The 19,163-nt window shown below is 70.3% G+C and carries 17 protein-coding genes; 11 read left to right on the top strand and 6 right to left on the bottom strand.

Features of this window, described 5'->3' with window-relative positions; genetic code table 11:
* Positions 1 to 559: 559 nt before the first annotated feature.
* From EXE44_RS08895 to argF, 11 genes are all read left to right on the top strand, one after another.
* Complete coding sequence (locus tag EXE44_RS08895; protein WP_137716861.1) at positions 560 to 2,236, top strand: ammonium transporter; 1,677 nt, start codon at positions 560 to 562, stop codon at positions 2,234 to 2,236.
* A gap of 94 nt (positions 2,237 to 2,330) precedes the next feature.
* The gene (locus EXE44_RS08890; RefSeq protein WP_137716860.1) at positions 2,331 to 3,668 is read left to right on the top strand and encodes a glutamate-1-semialdehyde 2,1-aminomutase; all 1,338 of its coding nucleotides are present in this window, start codon (positions 2,331 to 2,333) and stop codon (positions 3,666 to 3,668) included.
* Between the two features lie 359 nt (positions 3,669 to 4,027).
* Entirely contained in the window at positions 4,028 to 5,266 is a 1,239-nt protein-coding gene (locus tag EXE44_RS08885) for an argininosuccinate synthase (RefSeq protein WP_137716859.1), read from the top strand.
* Positions 5,267 to 6,781, top strand: a complete 1,515-nt coding sequence (argH, locus tag EXE44_RS08880; RefSeq protein WP_137716858.1) for an argininosuccinate lyase — start codon at positions 5,267 to 5,269, stop codon at positions 6,779 to 6,781.
* Between the two features lie 222 nt (positions 6,782 to 7,003).
* Complete coding sequence (lysW, locus tag EXE44_RS08875) at positions 7,004 to 7,192, top strand: lysine biosynthesis protein LysW (protein WP_004599337.1); 189 nt, start codon at positions 7,004 to 7,006, stop codon at positions 7,190 to 7,192.
* 41 nt (positions 7,193 to 7,233) lie between these two features.
* The gene (gene lysX / locus EXE44_RS08870) at positions 7,234 to 8,151 is read left to right on the top strand and encodes a lysine biosynthesis protein LysX (protein WP_137716857.1); all 918 of its coding nucleotides are present in this window, start codon (positions 7,234 to 7,236) and stop codon (positions 8,149 to 8,151) included.
* Complete coding sequence (argC, locus tag EXE44_RS08865; protein WP_137716856.1) at positions 8,148 to 9,224, top strand: N-acetyl-gamma-glutamyl-phosphate reductase; 1,077 nt, start codon at positions 8,148 to 8,150, stop codon at positions 9,222 to 9,224. The genes lysX and argC overlap by 4 nt, the downstream gene beginning before the upstream one ends.
* Positions 9,221 to 10,153 carry an acetylglutamate/acetylaminoadipate kinase gene (locus EXE44_RS08860; RefSeq protein ID WP_137716855.1) on the top strand — a complete coding sequence of 311 codons (933 nt, stop codon included), beginning with the start codon at positions 9,221 to 9,223 and terminating at the stop codon, positions 10,151 to 10,153. The genes argC and EXE44_RS08860 overlap by 4 nt, the downstream gene beginning before the upstream one ends.
* Positions 10,150 to 11,277 (top strand): aspartate aminotransferase family protein, encoded by a 1,128-nt coding sequence (locus EXE44_RS08855; protein ID WP_137716854.1) that lies wholly within the window; start codon positions 10,150 to 10,152, stop codon positions 11,275 to 11,277. Before EXE44_RS08860 ends, EXE44_RS08855 begins: the two co-directional genes overlap by 4 nt.
* Positions 11,277 to 12,440 (top strand): [LysW]-lysine hydrolase, encoded by a 1,164-nt coding sequence (locus EXE44_RS08850; RefSeq protein ID WP_137716853.1) that lies wholly within the window; start codon positions 11,277 to 11,279, stop codon positions 12,438 to 12,440. The genes EXE44_RS08855 and EXE44_RS08850 overlap by 1 nt, the downstream gene beginning before the upstream one ends.
* A 57-nt stretch (positions 12,441 to 12,497) precedes the next feature.
* Positions 12,498 to 13,397, top strand: coding sequence for an ornithine carbamoyltransferase (gene argF / locus EXE44_RS08845; protein ID WP_137716852.1), 900 nt, complete (start codon positions 12,498 to 12,500; stop codon positions 13,395 to 13,397).
* A 28-nt stretch (positions 13,398 to 13,425) separates the two neighbouring features.
* On the opposite strand, the gene EXE44_RS20730 is transcribed toward argF, so the two are convergent.
* From EXE44_RS20730 to EXE44_RS08820, 6 genes are all read right to left on the bottom strand, one after another.
* The gene (locus EXE44_RS20730) at positions 13,426 to 13,581 is read right to left on the bottom strand and encodes a hypothetical protein (RefSeq protein WP_173229478.1); all 156 of its coding nucleotides are present in this window, start codon (positions 13,579 to 13,581) and stop codon (positions 13,426 to 13,428) included.
* Positions 13,582 to 13,950: 369 nt separating this feature from the next.
* Positions 13,951 to 14,823, bottom strand: coding sequence for an NmrA/HSCARG family protein (locus EXE44_RS08840; protein WP_158293444.1), 873 nt, complete (start codon positions 14,821 to 14,823; stop codon positions 13,951 to 13,953).
* A 314-nt stretch (positions 14,824 to 15,137) separates the two neighbouring features.
* Positions 15,138 to 15,998, bottom strand: coding sequence for a DUF4097 family beta strand repeat-containing protein (locus tag EXE44_RS08835; protein ID WP_137716851.1), 861 nt, complete (start codon positions 15,996 to 15,998; stop codon positions 15,138 to 15,140).
* Between the two features lie 157 nt (positions 15,999 to 16,155).
* Positions 16,156 to 17,055 (bottom strand): helix-turn-helix transcriptional regulator, encoded by a 900-nt coding sequence (locus EXE44_RS08830; RefSeq protein ID WP_137716850.1) that lies wholly within the window; start codon positions 17,053 to 17,055, stop codon positions 16,156 to 16,158.
* Between the two features lie 84 nt (positions 17,056 to 17,139).
* On the bottom strand, positions 17,140 to 17,997 hold the full coding sequence (locus EXE44_RS08825; RefSeq protein WP_121563288.1) for an ABC transporter permease subunit: 858 nt from the start codon (positions 17,995 to 17,997) through the stop codon (positions 17,140 to 17,142).
* Positions 17,994 to 18,971: an ABC transporter ATP-binding protein gene (locus EXE44_RS08820; RefSeq protein ID WP_137716849.1), complete on the bottom strand. Its 978-nt coding sequence runs from the start codon at positions 18,969 to 18,971 to the stop codon at positions 17,994 to 17,996. The genes EXE44_RS08825 and EXE44_RS08820 overlap by 4 nt, the downstream gene beginning before the upstream one ends.
* Positions 18,972 to 19,163: the final 192 nt, after the last annotated feature.

Genomic DNA, 19,163 nt, shown 5'->3' with positions numbered 1-19,163 from the left:
CGAACCTCGCCGACGGCGAGGCCGTGATGCGCGTCCAGAACGAGGGGCTGAAGCCCGAGTAAGCGACCGGCGGTCGGCGCGGATCGATCGGGGGTCACGCTCGATCGCGACCGATCGATCGAATCGACCGGCGGACCGGGAGTCGGGTTGACGAACGTCAGATTTTATCGAGAAGGCCTCAGAACCGCGAATTCGCGAAGAACGGCTCGTACGACGGCGAATCGCGAGACGGCGGGGCGGCAATACTCGCCGGGGCGGCCCGCGCACGGCCCCAGAGCGCCCGGTAACGACCGATTTCGGCAGAATAGATAACATTTTGACACAACGATCGTTGGCTTCCGGCGCAACGATTGCCGCGAAATGCCCGAGAAAACGTCCTTATATTCCATAGCCACGTCCTTATATCGGACGACTGCCGTATTATCAACCACACTTCTTGTGAAACTCAACTCTAACGTTTATGTATAGCCGTTCCCCGGAGTCGAAACGTGATTCAGCACATGAACACGAGCGAAGCACGGTTTGAATCGGACGAGCGTTCAGTAGGGGTGGTCGAAGCGTGACGACCGGCGTACTCGCCTCGATCGATCCGAGCGTCCTCGCCGAGGGCGTGAACCTGATGTGGGTCGCGGTGGTGTGTTTCCTCATCTTCTTCATGCACGCCGGCTTCGCGATGCTCGAAGCGGGGCAGGTGCGCGCGAAGAACGTCGCCAACCAGCTCACCAAGAACCTGCTGACGTGGAGCGTCGGCGTCCTGTTCTACTTCCTGATCGGGTTCGGCGTCGAGGGGATCGCCGGCGGCGCCGGCTTCTCCGCGGCGGCCGCGCTCGGTGACGGCGGCTGGGTCAACAGCTGGCTGTTCGGCGCCGTCTTCGCCATGACGGCGGCGACCATCGTCTCCGGCGCGGTCGCCGGCCGCGCGAAGCTCCGCGCGTACGTGGCGTACACGATCGCCATCTCGGCGGTCATCTACCCGGTGGTCGCGGGGATCACCTGGGGCGGCGGCTTCCTCGGCGGGGCCGGCCTCGGCTTCACCGACTTCGCGGGCGGGATGATCGTCCACGGCATGGGCGGTATCGCCGGCCTCACTGCGGCGTACGTGCTGGGTCCGCGGATGGACCGCTACGCCGAGGACGGCTCCACGAACGTCATCCCCGGGCACTCGATGACGTTCGCGGTGCTCGGCACGCTCATCCTCGCGTTCGGCTGGTACGGGTTCAACGTCGGCACGACCGCGACGGTGTTCGCGGTCGACGGCGGCGAGCTCGTCCTCGACGGCTACGCGTCGGTCGGCCGCGTCTCGCTGGGCACGACGCTCGGCATGGCCGCGGGCGGCGTCGGCGCCGCCGTCGCGTCGGTGGCGCTCTCGAAGAAGGTCGACACGCTGTACGTCGCGAACGGGCTGCTCGCGGGGCTGGTCGGCGTGACCGGCATCGCGAACCTCGCCACCTGGTGGGGCGCCATCGCGGTCGGGCTCCTCTGCGGCCTCCAGCTCCCGCTGGTCTTCGAGTTCGTCGCCGACCGGATGAAGATCGACGACGTCTGCGCGGTGTTCCCCGTCCACGGCTCGGCCGGGGTGCTGGGCGTCCTCGCGCTGCCGTTCGTCAGCATCAACGGCTTCTCGGTCGACCTGCTCGTCTCGCAGGTCATCGGCGTGGTCGTCATCGCGGCGTGGACCGTGGTCGCGACGGGGCTCGTCTTCGGCGCGTTCAAGGCCGTCGGACAGGCCCGCGTCACCCCCGAACACGAGCGCGACGGCCTCGACGTCAGCGAGCACGGCGTCGAGACGTACCCCGAGTTCGGCAAGCCCTCGGTCGCGACCGACGGCGGCTCGTCGGTGGTCGACGCCACGGAGGGCTCGCCCCGCGCGGACGGCGGCGAGGAGGAGGGCGCGGAGATCAAGATGGTCACCGCGGTCGTCCGCCCCGACAAGCTCGGGGCCATCAAGCAGGCGCTCGCGGAGATCAACGCGCCCTCGCTGACGGTGACGAACGTCTCCGGCCGCGGCAGCCAGCCCGCGAAGAAGGGCCAGTGGCGCGGCGAGGAGTTCACCGTCGACCTCCACCAGAAGGTGAAAGTCGACGTGGTCGTCGCCGACATCCCGGCCGACGAGGTGGCCGAGGCGATCGCCGACGCCGCCGAGACCGGCGAGCCCGGCGACGGCAAGGTGTTCGTCCTGCCCGTCGAGGACGCGCTCCAGGTCCGCACGGGCGCGACCGGGCCGGAGGCGGTGTAGGCGCGGCGCGCGATCCGATCGGCTCCTTTTGAACCCGCGAACCGGTTCGCCCGGTTCGGCAACTACTTTCAGCCCGACGCTCCAACCGTTCGGTATGAACCACGAGCGCTCGCGCGGGCTGTACGACCGCGCGCTGTCGGTCATGCCGGGCGGCGTCAACTCCTCCGTCCGGGCGACGATGCCGCATCCGTTCTTCATCGAGCGGGGCGACGGCGGCCACGTGATCGACGCCGACGGCAACCGCTACGTCGACTGGGTGATGGGGTACGGCCCCCTGCTGTACGGCCACGACCTCCCGGACCCGGTCGAGGCGGCGGTCCAGTCCCACGTCGCGGAGGGGCCCATGTACGGCGCGCCCACGGAGGTCGAGGTCGAACACGCGGAGTTCGTCGCCCGCCACGTCCCGAGCGTGGAGTCGATCCGCTTCGTCAACTCCGGCACGGAGGCGACGGTGTCGGCGGTGCGGCTCGCCCGCGGCCACACCGGCCGCGACAAGATCGTCGTGATGCAGGGCGGCTACCACGGCGCGCAGGAGTCGACGCTCGTCGAGGGGTCGCCGGGGGACGCGCACCCGTCGACGGCGGGGATCCCCGAGTCGTTCGCCGAGCACACCCTGCCGATCCCGTTCAACGACCCGGCGGCGGCCAAGGAGGTGTTCGCGGAGCACGGCGACGACATCGCCGCCGTCCTCGTGGAGCCGATCCTCGCTAACATGGGCATCGTCATGCCGATCGACGGCTACCACGAGACGCTGCGGGACCTCTGTGACGACCACGGCTCGCTTTTGATCTTCGACGAGGTGATCACCGGGTTCCGGGTGGGCGGCCTCGGCTGCGCGCAGTCGAAGTTCGGCGTCACCCCCGACGTGACGACGTTCGGCAAGATCATCGGCGGCGGCTTCCCCGTCGGCGCCATCGGCGGGAAGGCGGAGATCATCGAGGGCTTCACCCCGGCGGGCGAGGTGTTCCAGTCCGGCACCTTCTCCGGGCATCCGGTGACGATGGCCGCCGGGAAGGCCGGCCTGGAGTACGCCGCCGAGAACGACGTGTACGAGCACGTCAACCGCCTCGGCCGGAAGCTCCGCGAGGGGATCGCCGAGATCTGCGCCGAGCGCGCGCCGGAATACACCGTCGTCGGCACCGACTCGATGTTCAAGACGGTGTTCACCCGCGAGGCGCCCGACGACGTCGACGCCTGCTGCGCGGGCGGCTGCCGGCAGGACCCCGACTGCGCCCGGTACGACGCCTGCCCGAAGACGGGCGCCGACGTGGCCGACGCCGCGACCGACCGCTGGGAGCGCGTGTTCTGGCAGGAGATGAAAGACCGCGGCGTGTTCCTCACCGCGAACCAGTTCGAGTGCCAGTTCACCTCCTACGCCCACACCGAGGAGGACGTCGAGAAGACGCTGGCGGCGTACCGCGAGGCGCTGTAGTCCGGCGGACCCCCTCGGGAACCGGTCCGGCAAGCCTTGCGACGGTCGAGCGGTGCGGAACAGTTTTATACCGGAGATCGGGTACGTACACGTGATGACCGCAGCGGCTCGTCTCGACGCCGCCCTTCTCCGAGGCCGACGAGCCCTGCGACCGCGACGAGACGTCCGACCGCCGCGACCGGCCTCCGGCGCGGCGCGACGACGAGGCCCTTCGGGCCAGTAACCTTCACCTCTCGTCGCGTTCGCGCCGATCCGTTCCGAAGAGTCTCGACTCCGCGTTCCGCGAGCGGCCGCTTCGCCTTTTTCTTACAATATTGAAACCGCTGAATTTAAGGGTGTAGGCCGGGTGTACTCTGGTAATGACGAGCGTTGCACTCGCGTTCAGCGGGGGACTCGACACCACGGTCTGCGTACCGCTACTGAAAGAGGAGTACGGCTACGACGAGGTCATCGGCGTCAACGTCGACGTCGGCCAGCCGACCGAGGAGTTCGACGAGGCCGAAGAGACCGCGGAGGCGCTGGGGCTCGACATCCACGTCGTCGACGCGAAGGAGGAGTTCGCGGACCTGTGTTTCGACGCGGTGAAGGCGAACGCCAGCTACCAGGGGTACCCGCTCGGCACCGCCCTCGCGCGTCCGGTCATCGCCGAGGCGATCCTCGGCGTCGCCGAGGAGCAGGGCTGTGACGCCATCGCACACGGCTGTACGGGGAAAGGCAACGACCAGCTCCGCTTCGAGGCGGTGTGGCGCGGCTCCGACCTCGAAGTGATCGCCCCCGTGCGCGAGCTCGGCCTCACCCGCGAGTGGGAGATCGACTACGCCGCCGAGAAGGACCTGCCCGTCGAGGCCGGCGACGGCGGCGTCTGGTCCATCGACGAGAACATCTGGTCGCGCGCGGTCGAGGGCGGGAAGCTGGAGAACCCGGACTACGAGCCGCCGGAGGACATCTACGAGTGGACCGCGGAGCCCGAGGGCGAGACCACCATCGAGGTGACGTTCGAGGAGGGCGTCCCGGTCGCGGTCGACGGCGAGGCGATGGACCCGGTCCCGCTCATCCAGCACCTCAACGAGTACGCCGGCGGCTACGGCGTCGGCCGCACCGACGTGATGGAGGACCGCATGCTCGGGCTGAAGGTGCGCGAGAACTACGAGCACCCGGCCGCGACCGTCCTGCTGACCGCGCACCAGGCGCTCGAAGACCTCGTCTTGACGAAGAACGAGCGCTCGTTCAAGAAGGGGATCGAGCAGGAGTGGTCCGAGAAGGCCTACGAGGGGCTCGTGTTCGCGCCCGTCGTCGACGCGCTGAACGCCTTCGTCGACGAGACGCAGGACGTGGTCACCGGCACGGCGACGGTGAAGGTCTCGGGCGGCGACTGCCGCGTCGTCGCGCGCGATTCCGAGTACGCCGTCTACTCCGAGGAGATGGCTTCGTTCAACACCGAGGACGTGGCGGGCATCGCCCAGTCCGACGCGACGGGCGTCGCGAAGTACCACGGGCTCCAGGAGCGCCTCGCGAACGACGTGAAAGCGAGCGTCTCGAAGCCCGAACTGGCCACCGACGGATCCGGCGACCCGGACGCGACGGACGACGAGGAGTAGATGACCGACGACGATCCCGACGCCGCGACGGACGCCGACGGCGGAGCGGGCGGCGGGAGCGACACCGCCGTCCGCCGCGACCGCTTCAGCGGCGGCCCCGCCCGCGAGTTCCTGTCGAGCCTCGCGGCCGACGCCGCCATCTTCGAGGCCGACCTCGCGGTCGACCGCGCGCACGTGGTCATGCTCGCGGAGCAGGGGATCGTCGACGACGCGGTCGCGGGCGAGATCCTCGGCGCGCTCGACGCCGTCGAGGCCGCCGGGCACGGCGAACTCCCCGGCGGCGAGGACGTTCACGAGGCCATCGAGACCGCGGTGATCGACCGGATCGGCCCGGACGGCGGCCGGATGCACACCGCCCGCTCGCGCAACGACGAGGTTGCGACGTGCATCCGGTACCGGCTGCGCGAGGACCTGCTCGACGCCGCCGAGGCGACGGTCGCGGCCCGCGAGGCGCTCGTCGAGGTCGCCGAGGAGCACGCGGAGACGGTGATGCCAGGGTACACCCACCTCCAGCCGGCCCAGCCGACGACGGTCGGGCACTATCTACTGTCGTACGAGGGCGGGCTCGCGCGCGACACGGAGCGCCTGCTCGACGCGTACGACCGCGTGAACCGGTCGCCGCTCGGCGCGGCCGCGTTCGCGGGGACCCCGTTCGACGTCGACCGCGACCGGACCGCGGCGCTGCTCGGCTTCGACGGGACGGTCCGCAACTCGATGGACGCCGCCTCCGCGCGCGACTTCCTCGCGGAGTCGGCGGGCGCGCTCGCGACGCTCGCGACGACGCTGTCGGGGCTCGCGGAGGACCTGATCATATTCTCGAACAAGGGGGTCGTCGAGCTCTCCGACGACTACGCCTCCACCTCCTCGATCATGCCCCAGAAGAAGAACCCCGACACGCTGGAGCTGACCCGCGGCGTGGCGGGCGACGCGATCGGCGAGGCGACCGGCACGCTGAGCCTGCTGAAGGGGCTCCCGCGCGCCTACAACCGCGACCTCCAGCGCGCTCACGCGAGCGTCTTCGAGATCGCGGGCGACGTGCGGGAGGCGACCGAGGTCGCCGCGGGCGCGGTCGCGACCGCGGAGTGGGACGAGGCCGCGCTCGCGACGGCCGCCGGGGAGGGGTTCTCGACGGCCACGGGCGTCGCCGACCTGCTCGCGACCGGCGGGCTCCCCTTCCGGACGGCCCACGAGATCGTCGCGACCGCGGCGGAGACGGTCGCGGACGACGACTCGCCGGCCGCGGCGGCCGCAAAAGTTGACGAGGCCGCTCGAAAGGTGGCGGGCGAGCCCCTCTCCGCGTACGTGAGCCGCGAGGACGTGGAGTCGGCGCTCGACCCGGCCGAAAGCGTCGCGAGCCGCGACTCCGCCGGGGGACCGGCCCCGGAGGCGGTCGCCGACGCGCTCGCCGACGCCGAGGCGGAGATCGAGGGAGACGAGGCCGCGCTGACGGCCGAGCGCGACGCGCTCGCCGACGCGAGCGAGGCGCTGGACGCGGAGGCCGACCGCTATGTCTGAGCCGCGACGCCCGCGAGGTCCGCGTCGGCTCGGTCGGGACCGACCCGACCGACGCCGACGACCGTCCCCGTAGGGGGACATACTTACTACCGAGATCTGACATTCGATCTCGACACGCCGGTATTTCGCCGATCTGTTCCCGTTAGCGAGCGATCCGTTTTGTATAAACTATCCGACAAGTTCGAAGCCTTTATGCCCGTTCACGGCGGAGGTGGTGGCACGATGACGAGCGACACCGACACGCTGACCGCGGAGGACCCGATCACGGGCGAGGAAATCGAGATCCCGGCCGACGTCGAGGTCGGCGAGATCATCGACAGTCCGGTCACCGGGACCGAACTGGAGGTCATCTCGCTCGACCCGGTCGTCTTGGAGGAGGCGCCGGAGCTCGAGGAGGACTGGGGCGAGTAGATGGCGACGACCGCCACGGCCGCGACACGCGAGTGGTCGACATGCACGTAGGGATCCTCTACTCCCGGATCCGGAGAGACGAGAAGCTCCTCCTCAACGAGCTCCGCGACCGGGGCCACGAGGTCGAGAAGATCGACGTCCGGACGGAGCGGTTCGGGTTAGAGTCCACGACGGCCGCGGTCGACGACCTGGACCTCGTCGTCGACCGCTGCCTGTCGACGAGCCGGTCGCTGTACGCGACCCGCTTCCTCGACAGCTACGGCGTCCCGGTGGTGAACTCCCCCGAGACGGGCGACGTCTGCGCCGACAAGGCGAAGAACTCGCTCGCGCTCGCCGAGGCGGACGTGCCGACCCCGGCGACGGAGGTGGCGTTCACGAAGGAGGCCGCCTTGGAGGCGATCGAGGAGTTCGGCTACCCGTGCGTCCTCAAGCCGGTCACCGGCTCGTGGGGCCGGCTGATGGCGAAGATCGACTCGCGCAACGCCGCCGAGGCGATACTGGAACACAAGGAGACGCTCGGCCACTACGAGCACAAGGTGTTCTACGTCCAGGAGTTCGTCGACAAGCCCGGGCGCGACATCCGCGTGCTGGCGGTCGACGGCGAGCCGGTCGCGGCGATGACGCGGTCGTCCGACCACTGGCTCACGAACGCCGCGAAGGGCGGCGAGACGGAGTCGTTCGACCTCGACGAGCGGGCGACGGAACTGGTCGAGAAGGCCTCGGACGCGGTCGGCGGCGGCATGCTCGGCGTCGACCTGATGGAGGTGGGCGTCGACGCGGACGCCGACCCAGCCGAGGGCGGCGCGGAGGACTACACCGTCCACGAGGTGAACCACACCGTCGAGTTCAAGGCGCTCGACTCGGCCACCGACGTGGACGTTCCGGCGCGGGTCGTCGACTGGCTGGAGGCGAAGGCCGCGGAACTGACCGACGAGCGCGCCGAGGGGGCGAGCGCATGACCGCGGACGCCGAACCCGGCGCGGCGACCGCGGAGACGTACACCGCGAGCGTCGTCGGCGGCACCGGCTTCACCGGCGGCGAGCTGCTGCGGCTCCTCGCCGGACACCCGAGCTTCGAGGTCGTCCAGGCCACGTCGCGGTCGGCCGACAACATGACCGTCGGGCGCTCGCACCCGAACCTGCGCGGGCTCGACCTGCGCTTCTCGGACCCCGACGACCTGGCGTCGGTCGACGTGCTGTTCGCGGCGACGCCCCACGGCGTCTCGATGGGCCGGATCGACGAGTTCTTCGAGGCGGCCGACACGGTCGTCGACCTCTCGGCGGACTTCCGGCTCCCCGAGGCCGACGCCTACGACGAGTGGTACGACGGCCACGAGTCGCCGGAGTACTTAGAGCGCGCCGAGTACGCGCTCCCGGAGCTGAACCGCGAGAACCTGCCCGGCGCGGACCTGATCGCGGGCGGCGGCTGTAACGCGACCGCGACGATCCTCGGGCTGAAGCCGCTCGTCGACGCGGGCGCGCTCGGTCCCGAGGCAGGCGAGGTCGTCGTCGACGTGAAGGTCGGCTCCTCGGAGGGGGGCGCCGGCGGCGGCGCGGCCTCCTCGCACCCGGAGCGCTCGGGCGTCGTGCGCCCGTACGCGCCCACCGGTCACCGCCACGAGGCGGAGATCGAGGCGTACCTCGGCCTCTCAGTCTCCTTCACCGTCCACGCGGTCGACATGGTGCGCGGCGCGAGCGCGACCTGCCACGTCTTCCCCGACGAGCCCGTCTCGAAGGGGGACCTGTGGGGCGCGTACCGCGACGCCTACGCCGACGAGCCGTTCATGCGGATCGTCTCCGGCGGGGGCGGCGTCTACCGCTACCCCGAGCCGAAGTCGGTCGCCGGGACGAACCACGGCGAGGTCGGCTTCGAGCTCGACCCCGGGAACCGGCGCGTCGTGGTCTTCTCGGCCATCGACAACATGACCAAGGGCTCGGCGGGCCAGGCGGTCCACGCGGCGAACGTCGCGCTCGGGCTGCCCGAGACCGCCGGCCTGGAGTTCGACGGGCTCCACCCGGTGGGTGCGCCATGAGCGGGGAGCGGACCGGCGGCGCGGCCGCCGACGAGCCCCCGGTCGTGGTGAAGGTCGGCGGCGCGAAGGCGGTCGACCCAGCGGGCGCGGTCGGCGACGTGGCGCACCTGACGGCGAACGGCCGCGAGGTCGTCGTCGTCCACGGCGGCTCGACGGTCGTCGACGAGACGCTCGAACGGCTCGGCATCGAGCCGGAGTACGTCGAGTCCGCCTCGGGCGTTACCGGCCGCTTCACTGACGCGAAGACGATGGAGGCGTTCGCGATGGCGATGGCGGGCAAGCTCAACACGGAACTGACGGCGGAGTTCCGCTCGGCCGGGGTCGACGCGGTCGGCCTCTCGGGCGTCGACGGCGGGCTCCTCTCCGGGCCCCGCAAGTCGGCGGTCCGCGTCGTCGAGGACGGCAAGCGGAAGATCCGCCGCGGCGACCACTCCGGAAGGATCGAGTCGGTGAACGCCGACCTGCTCGCCGGCCTCCTCGACGACGGCTACACCCCCGTCGTCTCGCCGCCGATGGCGGGCGACGAGGGCGACGGCGAGGTGACCCCCGTCAACGCGGACGCCGACCGGGCGGCCGCGGCGGTCGCCGGCGCGCTCGGCGCCGACCTCGTCCTCCTGACCGACGTGTCGGGCGTGTACGCCGACCCGGACGACCCAGAGACCCGCATCGACGCGGCCGCGACGCCCGAGGAGCTGGCGGCCGTCGAGGACGCCGCCGAGGGGTTCATGGGCAAGAAGGTGATGGCCGCGAGGGAGGCGCTCGAAGGCGGCGCCGGCCGCGTCGTGATCGCGGACGCCAACGTCCGCGACCCGGTCGTCGCCGCGCTCGGCGGCGAGGGGACGGCCATCGAGCGGTCCGCGCTCGGCGACGGCGCGGGCGGCGACGCCGACGGCGGCGAGGCGGCCGAGGAAGGGGGTGAGACCGCGTGAGCGGCTTCGTCTTCTCGGAGAAGCCGATCGAGATCACGTCCGGCGACGGGGTCCACCTCACGGACGCGAACGGCACCGAGTACCTCGACTTCGGCGCCAGCTACGCCTGTACGCCGGTGGGCCACTGCCACCCCGAGGTGGTCGACGCCGCGACGAGCCAGCTGGAGGAGCTCATGTACGTCCAGGCGTCGTACCCGCACGCGGCGCGGACGGCGCTGTACGAGCAGTTGGCCGAGGTCGCGCCCGTCGACGTCGACAACGTCTGGCTCTGTAACTCCGGCACGGAGGCGAACGAGGCCGCGCTGAAGTTCGCCCGGCACGCGACGGGCCGCGAGAAGATCGTCGCGACCACGCAGGGGTTCCACGGCCGGACGATGGGGACGCTCGCGACGACCTGGAAGGACAAGTACAAGCAGGGGTTCGGGCCGCTCGCGGGCGGCGTCGAGTTCGTCGAGTACGGCGACGCCGACGCGATGCGCGAGGCCGTCGACGAGGACACCGCCGCGGTCATCCTGGAACCGCTCCAGGGCGAGGGCGGGATCAACCCCGTCTCGACCGAGTACCTCCAGGCCGTCCGGGTCGTGACCGCGACGAGCGGCGCCGCGATGATCCTCGACGAGATCCAGACCGGGCTCGGTCGGACCGGGTCGATGTGGGCCGCGGAGAATCACGACGTGGTTCCGGACGTCCTCACGACCGCGAAGGGGCTCGGCAGCGGGCTCCCGATCGGCGCGACGCTGTGCCGCGACTGGATCGCCGCGGACGCCGGCGATCACGGCTCGACGTTCTCCGGCGGCCCGGTCGTCTCCGCGGCCGCGGGCGCCACCCTCGACGTGATCGAGCGCGAGGGCCTGCCCGCGCACGCCGACGAGGTGGGGTCCTACCTCCGCGGCGAGCTCCGCGACCGCCTCGGCGACGACGTGCGCGACGTGCGCGGCGACGGGCTGATGGTGGGGATCGAGGTGCGCCGCGGCTCGAACCGGCTGCTGCGCGACCTCGCCATCGAGCATCAGATCCTCGCGCTCCCCGCGGGACGGACCGTGCTCCGGCTGCTCCCGCCGCTGACGATCGAGCGCGAGCACGCCGACGCGGTCGTCGACGCGATCGAGGAGGTGATCGGCTGATGGCGGCCGGAAAGGGACGGGAGGCCGACGCCGCGTCCGACGACGGCGGCGACGTGGTCGCCGGCGGCGGCTACCCGGCGGCCTGCGACACGCCCGCCCGGAAGCTGCTGTACGACATGGTCTCGATCCCCTCGCCGTCCGGCGAGGAGGAGCGGGCCGCGGAGCGGCTCGTCGACTTCTTCGAGGCGAACGGCCGGGAGGCGTGGATCGACGAGGTCGGGAACGTCCGCGCGCCGGCGGACGACGCCGTCCTCCTCACCTCCCACGTCGACACGGTGCCGGGAGACATCCCGGTCGAGGTGCGCCCGGCGCCGCCCGAGGGCGAGCTCCCGGAACCGTCCGACGTGCGCGTCGGCGACCCCGGCGACCCCGTGCTGTGGGGCCGCGGCGCGGTCGACGCGACCGGGCCGCTCGTCGCGATGGCGGTCGCGGCGGTGAAGACGGGGGTCTCGTTCGCGGGCGTCGTCCGCGAGGAGGTCGACTCCGGCGGCGCGCGCGCCCTCATCGACGACCGCGACGCGCCCGAGGCGGTGATCAACGGCGAGCCGTCCGGCTGGCAGGGGATCACGCTCGGCTACCGCGGCCTGCTGGAGGGGACGTACGTGAACACCAGCGAGTCGGGCCACTCCTCGCGGCCGGAGCCGAACGCGATCCAGCACGCGATCGACTGGTGGCACGGCGTCGAGGAGACGTTCACGCCCGACGACGCCGAGACGGCCGTCTTCGACCAGGTGACGACGAAGCCCATCTCGGTCGACGGCGGCCTGAGCGACGACGGCCTCGCCGTGGAGGCGACGATGGACGTCCAGCTCCGGATCCCGCCCTCGCGGCCGGTCGACGAGATACACGAGCTGGCGGAGGCGGAGCTGACCACCGGCTCGGTCCACTGGGGCGAGCCCATGCCGCCGGTGATGGAGAGCCCCCGGACCGACCTCGCGCGGGCGTTCCGCGTCGCGATCCGGGGCGCCGGCGGCGACGTGCGCCTGCTCCGGAAGACCGGCACGAGCGACATGAACCTCTTCGCGGCCGCGTGGGACTGCCCGATGGTCACCTACGGCCCCGGGAACTCCGACCTCGACCACGCGCCCGACGAGCGGCTCCCGCTGCCCGACCTCGACCGCGCCGTCTCCGTGCTGACCGAGGTCTGCCGCGAGCGACGCTGACCGACCGCCGCGACCTCCGAACTCGACCGTTCTCCAACGACACCACACCACCCAACGATGCCACTCGCCACCGACGACTTCCTCGACATCGACGACGTGACGCCCGCCGAACTGGACGCCCTGCTCGACCGCGCCGCCGCGATGAAGGCGGGCGAGACCGACCCCCGACTGGCGGACGCGACGCTCGGGATGATCTTCGAGAAGCCCTCGACGCGCACCCGCGTCTCCTTCGAGACCGGGATGACGCGGCTCGGCGGCCACGCCATGTTCCTCGGCCCCGACGACATCCAGCTGGGCCACGGCGAGCCGCTTCGCGACACCGCGCGCGTCCTCGGCCGGTACGTCGACGGCGTGATGGCGCGCCTGTTCGACCACGCGGACGTCGAGACCCTCGCGGAGTACGCCGACTGCCCCGTGATCAACGGGCTCACCGACGAGGCGCACCCCTGTCAGACGCTCGCGGACCTCCTCACGATCCGCGAGACGGTCGGCGAGGACGCCACGGTGGCGTGGGTCGGCGACGGCAACAACGTCGGACAGTCGTTCGTCGTCGGCGCCGCGATGGCGGGCATCGACGTGGAGGTGGCCACCCCGGCCGACTACGGGATGAACCCCGACGTGTTCGACCGCGCCGCCGAGTTCGGGCTGGACGTGACGCCGACGACCGACCCCGAGGCCGCCGTCGAGGGCGCCGACGTGGTGTACACCGACGTGTGGATCTCGATGGGCCAGGAGGACGTGCGCGACGAGAAGCTCGCCGCCTTCGACGGGTTCCAGGTGAACGCCGACCTGCTCGCCGGCACCGACGCGACGGTGATGCACTGCCTGCCCGCGCACCGCGGCGAGGAGGTCACCGACGGCGTGCTCGAATCCGACCGCGCCCTCGTCTGGGACCAGGCGGAGAACCGGATGCACGCGCAGAACGCCCTGCTCGTCGAACTGCTCGGCGGGGAGTAACGGGCGACGCGCCGCGGGCGCCTTCGACTCACTGACGCCGCGGTGGGTCGCGGTCGTCCACGAGGAAGACGCTGTCCTGGTTCGGGTCGAAGTACACCTCCAGCGCGCGGAGGGCGCCCACGTACGCCGCGACCGCGGCGAACACGAACGAGATAGCGGCCGGAACGACGAGACCGAGGACCATACCGGGCTGATCGCTCCGCCGCCGACAAATGCGTAACGACGGCGTGTGCTGGTTAGCGCCGCACCGCGGCGCGAACCGCACGAGCGAGGGACGCCGCGAGCGAAGCGAGCGGGAACGTCTTCGGGCTGGATGGGCTTCAAAACGGCTGGGGCTCTGGGGGAGTTCGTCGCAGGACTCTAACAACGGCTCATAACCGAGCGGCTGGGAATTCGGAGGCGTTCGCCGGCGCTCTCCGGTTAGCTGCTTATGAACGAACGGCTCTGTTGAAATCCTCGGCAACTGGTGGGATCGGCGTGCGAGATACGGAGGGTGAATTCCTCAAAGTGGGTGGACCAAAGCGACGCACCGCTCGACGCCTACGCGGGAACGTCAGGCCGCAGGCGAGACCGGTTGGAACGCATCGCTGTTCGAGAGGTACGACGCGAACTCGGTCGGTTCGATGCCGTACGCCTCCGCATCGGCCGTCGGGTTCGACCCGTAGCCGACCTCCTCGAACCAGGTGTACATTTCGGCCATCTCCTCGCCGGCCATCGCGCGGTAGTCGTCGATCTCGGGACGGACGTGCGTGATTTCGCGACCGAGCATGTCCGAGAGCGCCGCCGCCAGTTCGACGGGCGTGCGGTTGTCGCCGGCGAGTTCGATGGTTTCCCCGACGAAGCGCTCGGGGTCGGCCAGCGCCATTGCGGCGGTCTTGCCGATGTCCGTCGCGTCGACGATCGCGAGCGGCCTGTCGCCGGACAACGGCATCGAGAGCGTCCCCTCCGAGAGCTCCTCCCCGTGGAAGTGGGCGAAGTTCTGCATGAAGAAGACCGGCCGGATGATGGTGTACTCGAAGTTCAGCGCCTTGATCCGGTCTTCGACGTCCGCCTTGGACGTGAAGTGCGCCAGCGGAGCCTCGTCCGCGCTCCCGACCGAGGAGTAGACGAGGCGCTCGACGCCGGCGTCCGCCGCGGCTTCCGCGAGGGTGACGCCCTGCGCTTTCTCCGCGTCGGTCCCGGCTTCGAAGAACGTCGTCACGCAGAAGACGGCGTCCATTCCCGCACAGCACTCGCGCATGCGCTCGGCGTCGGTGAGGTCCCCTTCGAGAACGGTCACGCCGGCCGATTCGAGCGCCCGGGCCGCCTCGCTGTCGGCGGTGCGGGTCAGACCGTACACGTCGTACTCACCGAACTCGCCCGAGAGGAGGTGGTCAACAACGCTGCCGCCCTGTGTGCCAGTCGCGCCGGCTACGAGAACTTTCATGCCCATACAGGTACTCAGACGGGCGCTGAGGAGATTAATTAGCAGTGATGCGTGGTAGCATTCCGTCGATAGCGTCTGCCGATGGCAAAACGGACGGGGCGAGGGGTTCGCGCCCGCTGTTCAGCACGGAAGCGACAAGCCGCCCAGCAGCTGTTCGGAAGCGACAAGCCGCCCAGCAGCTGTTCGTGACTGGCTGACGGACTCAGAGAGCGGGGAGGCCGGTTGATCTCTAATTTCCTGTCCCTCGGTGAACAGTCGAGCGTGGGGCGATCAGGGTGGCACAATTCGTCTCGCTTCACGGTCAGGCGTCTCGATCAGCGATCCATGCGTCGCAGGTCGACGCGGCCGAAATCGCTGGCAGCGTGAAGTCGGTGGCCACCGTCGTTGAGACGGCCGGCCACGCGGTTGCGGCGAGACCGCTGGTCCGACAGCTCAAGGTCCGAGGACACCCGCCCGTCGGCCTCGGCCAGTACGTCGAGGTCGAGGTCGGCAGCCACACCCACCACGACGTCACCCATCTCGGAGCGGATAGCGGTATCACGGCGCAGGCCCAGCACTTCGACCTTCACGCGGCCGATTTCGGTTCGCACGTCGTCGAGTCCGGTCACGGACGCGGCCTCGATGTGGCCGGCAGTCGAGCGAAGCGAGAGGTAGCCGTCCACCCCGCTCGCGACGATAGCCCCGGCGACCGTCTGGATGCGGGCGTCACCGCGCGTGTCGGTCAGAGTCACGTCGCCGAAGTCGGTGGTGACCCGGGTGACAGCCGGCCCCTCGGCGCCAGCCGGTACGCCGATCGTGAGGTCCACGCGAGGCGTCTGGTCGGTCCTGATCCGCCCGGTGTCGGCCGTCGAGACGACCGTGAGGACCCCGTCCACTAGGTCGGCGTCGACCGCGAGCGCGTCAAGGCCGCGCTGCCCGTTCCACGACCGCTTCGTTGCGCCCACCTCGACGGCGTCGGTTGACCGACCGGCGACGGTCACGGACCCGACGTCGCTGGCCACGCGTAATTCCGTGACGGCTCCCGGGGCGAACGTCCATTCGCGGCGGTCGGTCGTTTCGCCGGTCCCGAGGCCTCGGGCAGTACAGCCCGCGAGAGACGTGGCGGCCACGACCGCGCCCGCGCCCAGAAACGCTCGTCGGCTCATCCCGCCATTTCGATTCGTCGTCGTGTTCATCAGCAGTGTAGAAGCTGGAAGACGACTTAACCGGGCCCAGAAGGCCGCTTCTGTACGATATCGAGTGTCCCGCTCGGATCGACGCCCTACCCGATGGCGACACGCTCGACGCCGTTCAGTTGATTCCGCTCACCGGCCGTGGTCCGCGAGCCGGTACTCACCCGACCGTGATCCGCTCGACGCTGCTGATGCTCATGTCGTCTTCCAGCGTCGTAACGACCCGTTCGCCGTCGTGTTCCAGTTGGACCCTCATCCGAGGCGGCGATTCGGAGAGGAGTTCCCCGGTCGGGAGTCCGACTGCGCCGAGCTCCCACGTCGGCGTCCGACCGTTTTCGAAGCCGTGGTCGTAGAGGAACCCCGCGACCGCCGGGTGGTACAGCATCGGGGCACCGCCGGAGGTGGTGGCGGTGCTGCCGCAGCGGTCGCATTCGAACTCCGCGTGGGCGGGCAATCCGCCTATCCCCTCGTCCGCGTCGTCGACCACCAGCCGGCCGTCCATCCGGCCGGCACAGGTGTAACAGAACCCGTCGATGACGCCGCGGATAACGTGGCACATCCACCGGTCGAAGGCGAGCGGGAGCTCCTCGGGCTCGAACTGGTCGAGGCTGCCCGGCGGGAACCCGAAGTCGTTGTGGAAGTCCTCGCATGCGGTACAGTCGACGCTCGCGGTCTCCTCGGCGTACTCCGCGACGAGGCCACCTCCGCAGACGGGGCAGCTCCCCTCGACGGGGATGGCCTCGACCGTCGCGTTGGCGGTGTAGAGGCCGGCGTATATCGCGCCGATGACCTGCCGGCCGGCGTATGTCAGCTCGTACCCGTCGTCGGTCCGGCGGACGAAGGTCCCGCGCAGCTTCCCCAGGTGGTAGTTGAACCGGCCGCTGTCGTCCACCCCCGACCGGCGATGTAGCTCGGCGAACGGAACGGGCTCATCGGGCGTCTCACCGAGGGCTTGGAGGATTTGGAGGCGACTCTCGTCGCCCAGCAGCCCGAAGACCGCCCCGGGAGACCGCCCCTCGACGCTGATGGCGCCGCTTCCGGGGTCGTACTCGTTGCTCATGTGCCACTAATCGATGTCGTAGTATATCTTCGTGTCGGCGTGAAAGGAAGTCGCACTGCGGCCGGGCCCGATCCGAGGCCCGGTTCAGAGGTCGGCGCGGGCGAACCGGCGGTAGCCCAGTGCCAGTGGGACGACGAGCCACGCCGCGAGGACCGCCATGCTGGCCCAGCCGGTCAGGTAGAACGGGACCGGCCCCGCGAGCTGTGCGCCCAACGCCGCCGCGGTCGCGGAGCCGTCCCCGAGGAACCACCCCAGAGCGTTCGTGTACGCCGTGCTCGGCGTGATGACGTTCAGGAACGCCACCCAGGCCGGAACCGCGGCGCCGCCGGAGGGCACCGAGAAGCCGTTGACGACGAAGAGCGCCGCCAGCGGGACGATGTCTGCGAGGATCTCGAGGACGACGAAGGCGCCGATGCCGAAGGCCATGGCGCGGCCGCCGCTCCCCGTCGTGGCAGAGATGGCGACCATGACGCCGATGTACACCAGCGCGAGCACGAGCGTCATCGCCGTGAAGACGGCGTAGTCGACGGGGGCGAACGAGTCGAACAGAGCCAGCGCCACGACGAGCGTGATCGTCAGGCCGACCACGATGGCCGCGCCGAGGACGGCAGTCCGACCGACGAGCTTGCCGAGGACCACGTCCGCGCGGCTGTGGGGGAAGCCCAAGAGGAGCTTTCCCGACCCGCTGGCGCGCTCGCCGGCGATGGCACCGGCGCCAACGACGATGGCCGCGATGGAGACGAACAACGTCACGGCGCCGATGAGCAGCGTGAGGAACCCCAGCGTGCTCACCTCGCCGATATCCTGACTCACCGCTGGAACCGTGCCGTACAGCACCGCGAAGCCGACCGACATGAGGACGAAAAGGCCCGTGACGGCCCAGAGGCCCCGGGAGAGGCGCGCGTCCTGGAAGTCCTTCCGCGCGACGACGACCCAGCTCATGCGCGCACCTCCGTCGCCTCGTCGTCGACTGTCGGCGTGTCCGCAGCCGTCTCCGCGGACGCGTCCGGCGCGTCCTGGGTGTAGGCGGCGAACAGCTCCTCCAGCGACACGTCCTCCGTGTCGAAGTCGAGTAGGCGAGCCCCGGTAGCCTCGACGGCAGCGAGGACCGCCGTCTTCGCGGCTTCCTCGCAGGCGACCGATAGCCGCTCGTCGCCGTCGTCACGGACGCTGGAGACGCCCTCGACCGCCGCGATGGCAGCGATGACTTCGTCGCCCATCGGCTCGACCGCGAGGGTGAGCCGGGCCTCGCTGTCCAGCGCACCGCGCAGCGCGTCGATGGTGTCGACCGCGACGATGCGACCGTCGCGGAGGATGCCGACGCGATCACAGACCGCCTCGACCTGTTCGAGGATGTGCGACGAGAAGAACACCGTCGCGCCGCGGTCTCGCTCCTCGCGGATGATCTCGCGCATCCGGCGCGCGCCGTTCGGGTCCAGCCCCGTCGTCGGCTCGTCGAGGATGAGGACGTCGGGCTCGCCGACCAGCGCCATCGCGAGGACGAGGCGCTGTTTCATACCCTTCGAGAACCCACCGGCCGTTCGGTCGGCGGCGTCGGCGAGGCCCACGCGTTCCAGAACGGCACCGATGTCGTCGTCCGCTTCCTTCGAGTCGGCCGCGAACTCGAGGTGCTGGCGCGCGGTCAGCCGATCGTACAGGTGATACCCGTCCGGGAGCACCCCGACCCGCTGCCGGACCGCCAGCGAGTCGGCTTGGACGTCGCGTCCGAGGACCGACGCCGAGCCGGCCGTCGGGCGCACGAAGTCGAGCAGGATGTCGATGGTCGTCGACTTCCCGGCGCCGTTGGGGCCGAGGAAGCCGAATATCTCGCCCTCCGCCACGGAGAGAGTCACGTCGTCGAGTGCGGTCACGTCGCCGTACCGCTTCGTTACGTTACTCAGTTCGATTGCGTTCATCGTCCGATGGATCGCCGTAAGATGATATAGCGGCTCGCAGAAGACGCGTTCTGTGTGCGATAGCGTAGCGCCTCCGGCACCTCCCCAGTCCGTGGCGACGTGGCGGAACCGGTGTGGATGAATGCTGAACGCCACACGGAGCGGTCCCGCGATGCTCGGGCGGCGACGCTACCGTGTCTGCCTGAAAAGCAT

Origin of the sequence: Halorubrum sp. SS7 (assembly GCF_005435055.1) — an archaeon.
GTDB lineage: Archaea > Halobacteriota > Halobacteria > Halobacteriales > Haloferacaceae > Halorubrum > Halorubrum salinarum.
Note: the sequence above shows the minus strand (reverse complement) of the source record. Positions and strands in the feature narration are given on the sequence as shown.

Bases quoted from the DNA above. Each gene is read 5' to 3' on its own strand.
- EXE44_RS08830 (WP_137716850.1), bottom strand. From the start codon at position 17,055: ATGAGCAACGAGTACGACCCCGGAAGCGGCGCCATCAGCGTCGAGGGG.
- EXE44_RS08860 (WP_137716855.1), top strand. From the start codon at position 9,221: ATGAGCGGGGAGCGGACCGGCGGCGCGGCCGCCGACGAGCCCCCGGTC.
- EXE44_RS08820 (WP_137716849.1), bottom strand. From the start codon at position 18,971: ATGAACGCAATCGAACTGAGTAACGTAACGAAGCGGTACGGCGACGTG.
- lysX (WP_137716857.1), top strand. From the start codon at position 7,234: ATGCACGTAGGGATCCTCTACTCCCGGATCCGGAGAGACGAGAAGCTC.
- EXE44_RS08885 (WP_137716859.1), top strand. From the start codon at position 4,028: ATGACGAGCGTTGCACTCGCGTTCAGCGGGGGACTCGACACCACGGTC.
- argF (WP_137716852.1), top strand. From the start codon at position 12,498: ATGCCACTCGCCACCGACGACTTCCTCGACATCGACGACGTGACGCCC.
- EXE44_RS20730 (WP_173229478.1), bottom strand. From the start codon at position 13,581: ATGGTCCTCGGTCTCGTCGTTCCGGCCGCTATCTCGTTCGTGTTCGCC.
- EXE44_RS08835 (WP_137716851.1), bottom strand. From the start codon at position 15,998: ATGAACACGACGACGAATCGAAATGGCGGGATGAGCCGACGAGCGTTT.
- argH (WP_137716858.1), top strand. From the start codon at position 5,267: ATGACCGACGACGATCCCGACGCCGCGACGGACGCCGACGGCGGAGCG.
- EXE44_RS08840 (WP_158293444.1), bottom strand. From the start codon at position 14,823: ATGAAAGTTCTCGTAGCCGGCGCGACTGGCACACAGGGCGGCAGCGTT.
- EXE44_RS08890 (WP_137716860.1), top strand. From the start codon at position 2,331: ATGAACCACGAGCGCTCGCGCGGGCTGTACGACCGCGCGCTGTCGGTC.
- argC (WP_137716856.1), top strand. From the start codon at position 8,148: ATGACCGCGGACGCCGAACCCGGCGCGGCGACCGCGGAGACGTACACC.
- EXE44_RS08825 (WP_121563288.1), bottom strand. From the start codon at position 17,997: ATGAGCTGGGTCGTCGTCGCGCGGAAGGACTTCCAGGACGCGCGCCTC.
- lysW (WP_004599337.1), top strand. From the start codon at position 7,004: ATGACGAGCGACACCGACACGCTGACCGCGGAGGACCCGATCACGGGC.
- EXE44_RS08850 (WP_137716853.1), top strand. From the start codon at position 11,277: ATGGCGGCCGGAAAGGGACGGGAGGCCGACGCCGCGTCCGACGACGGC.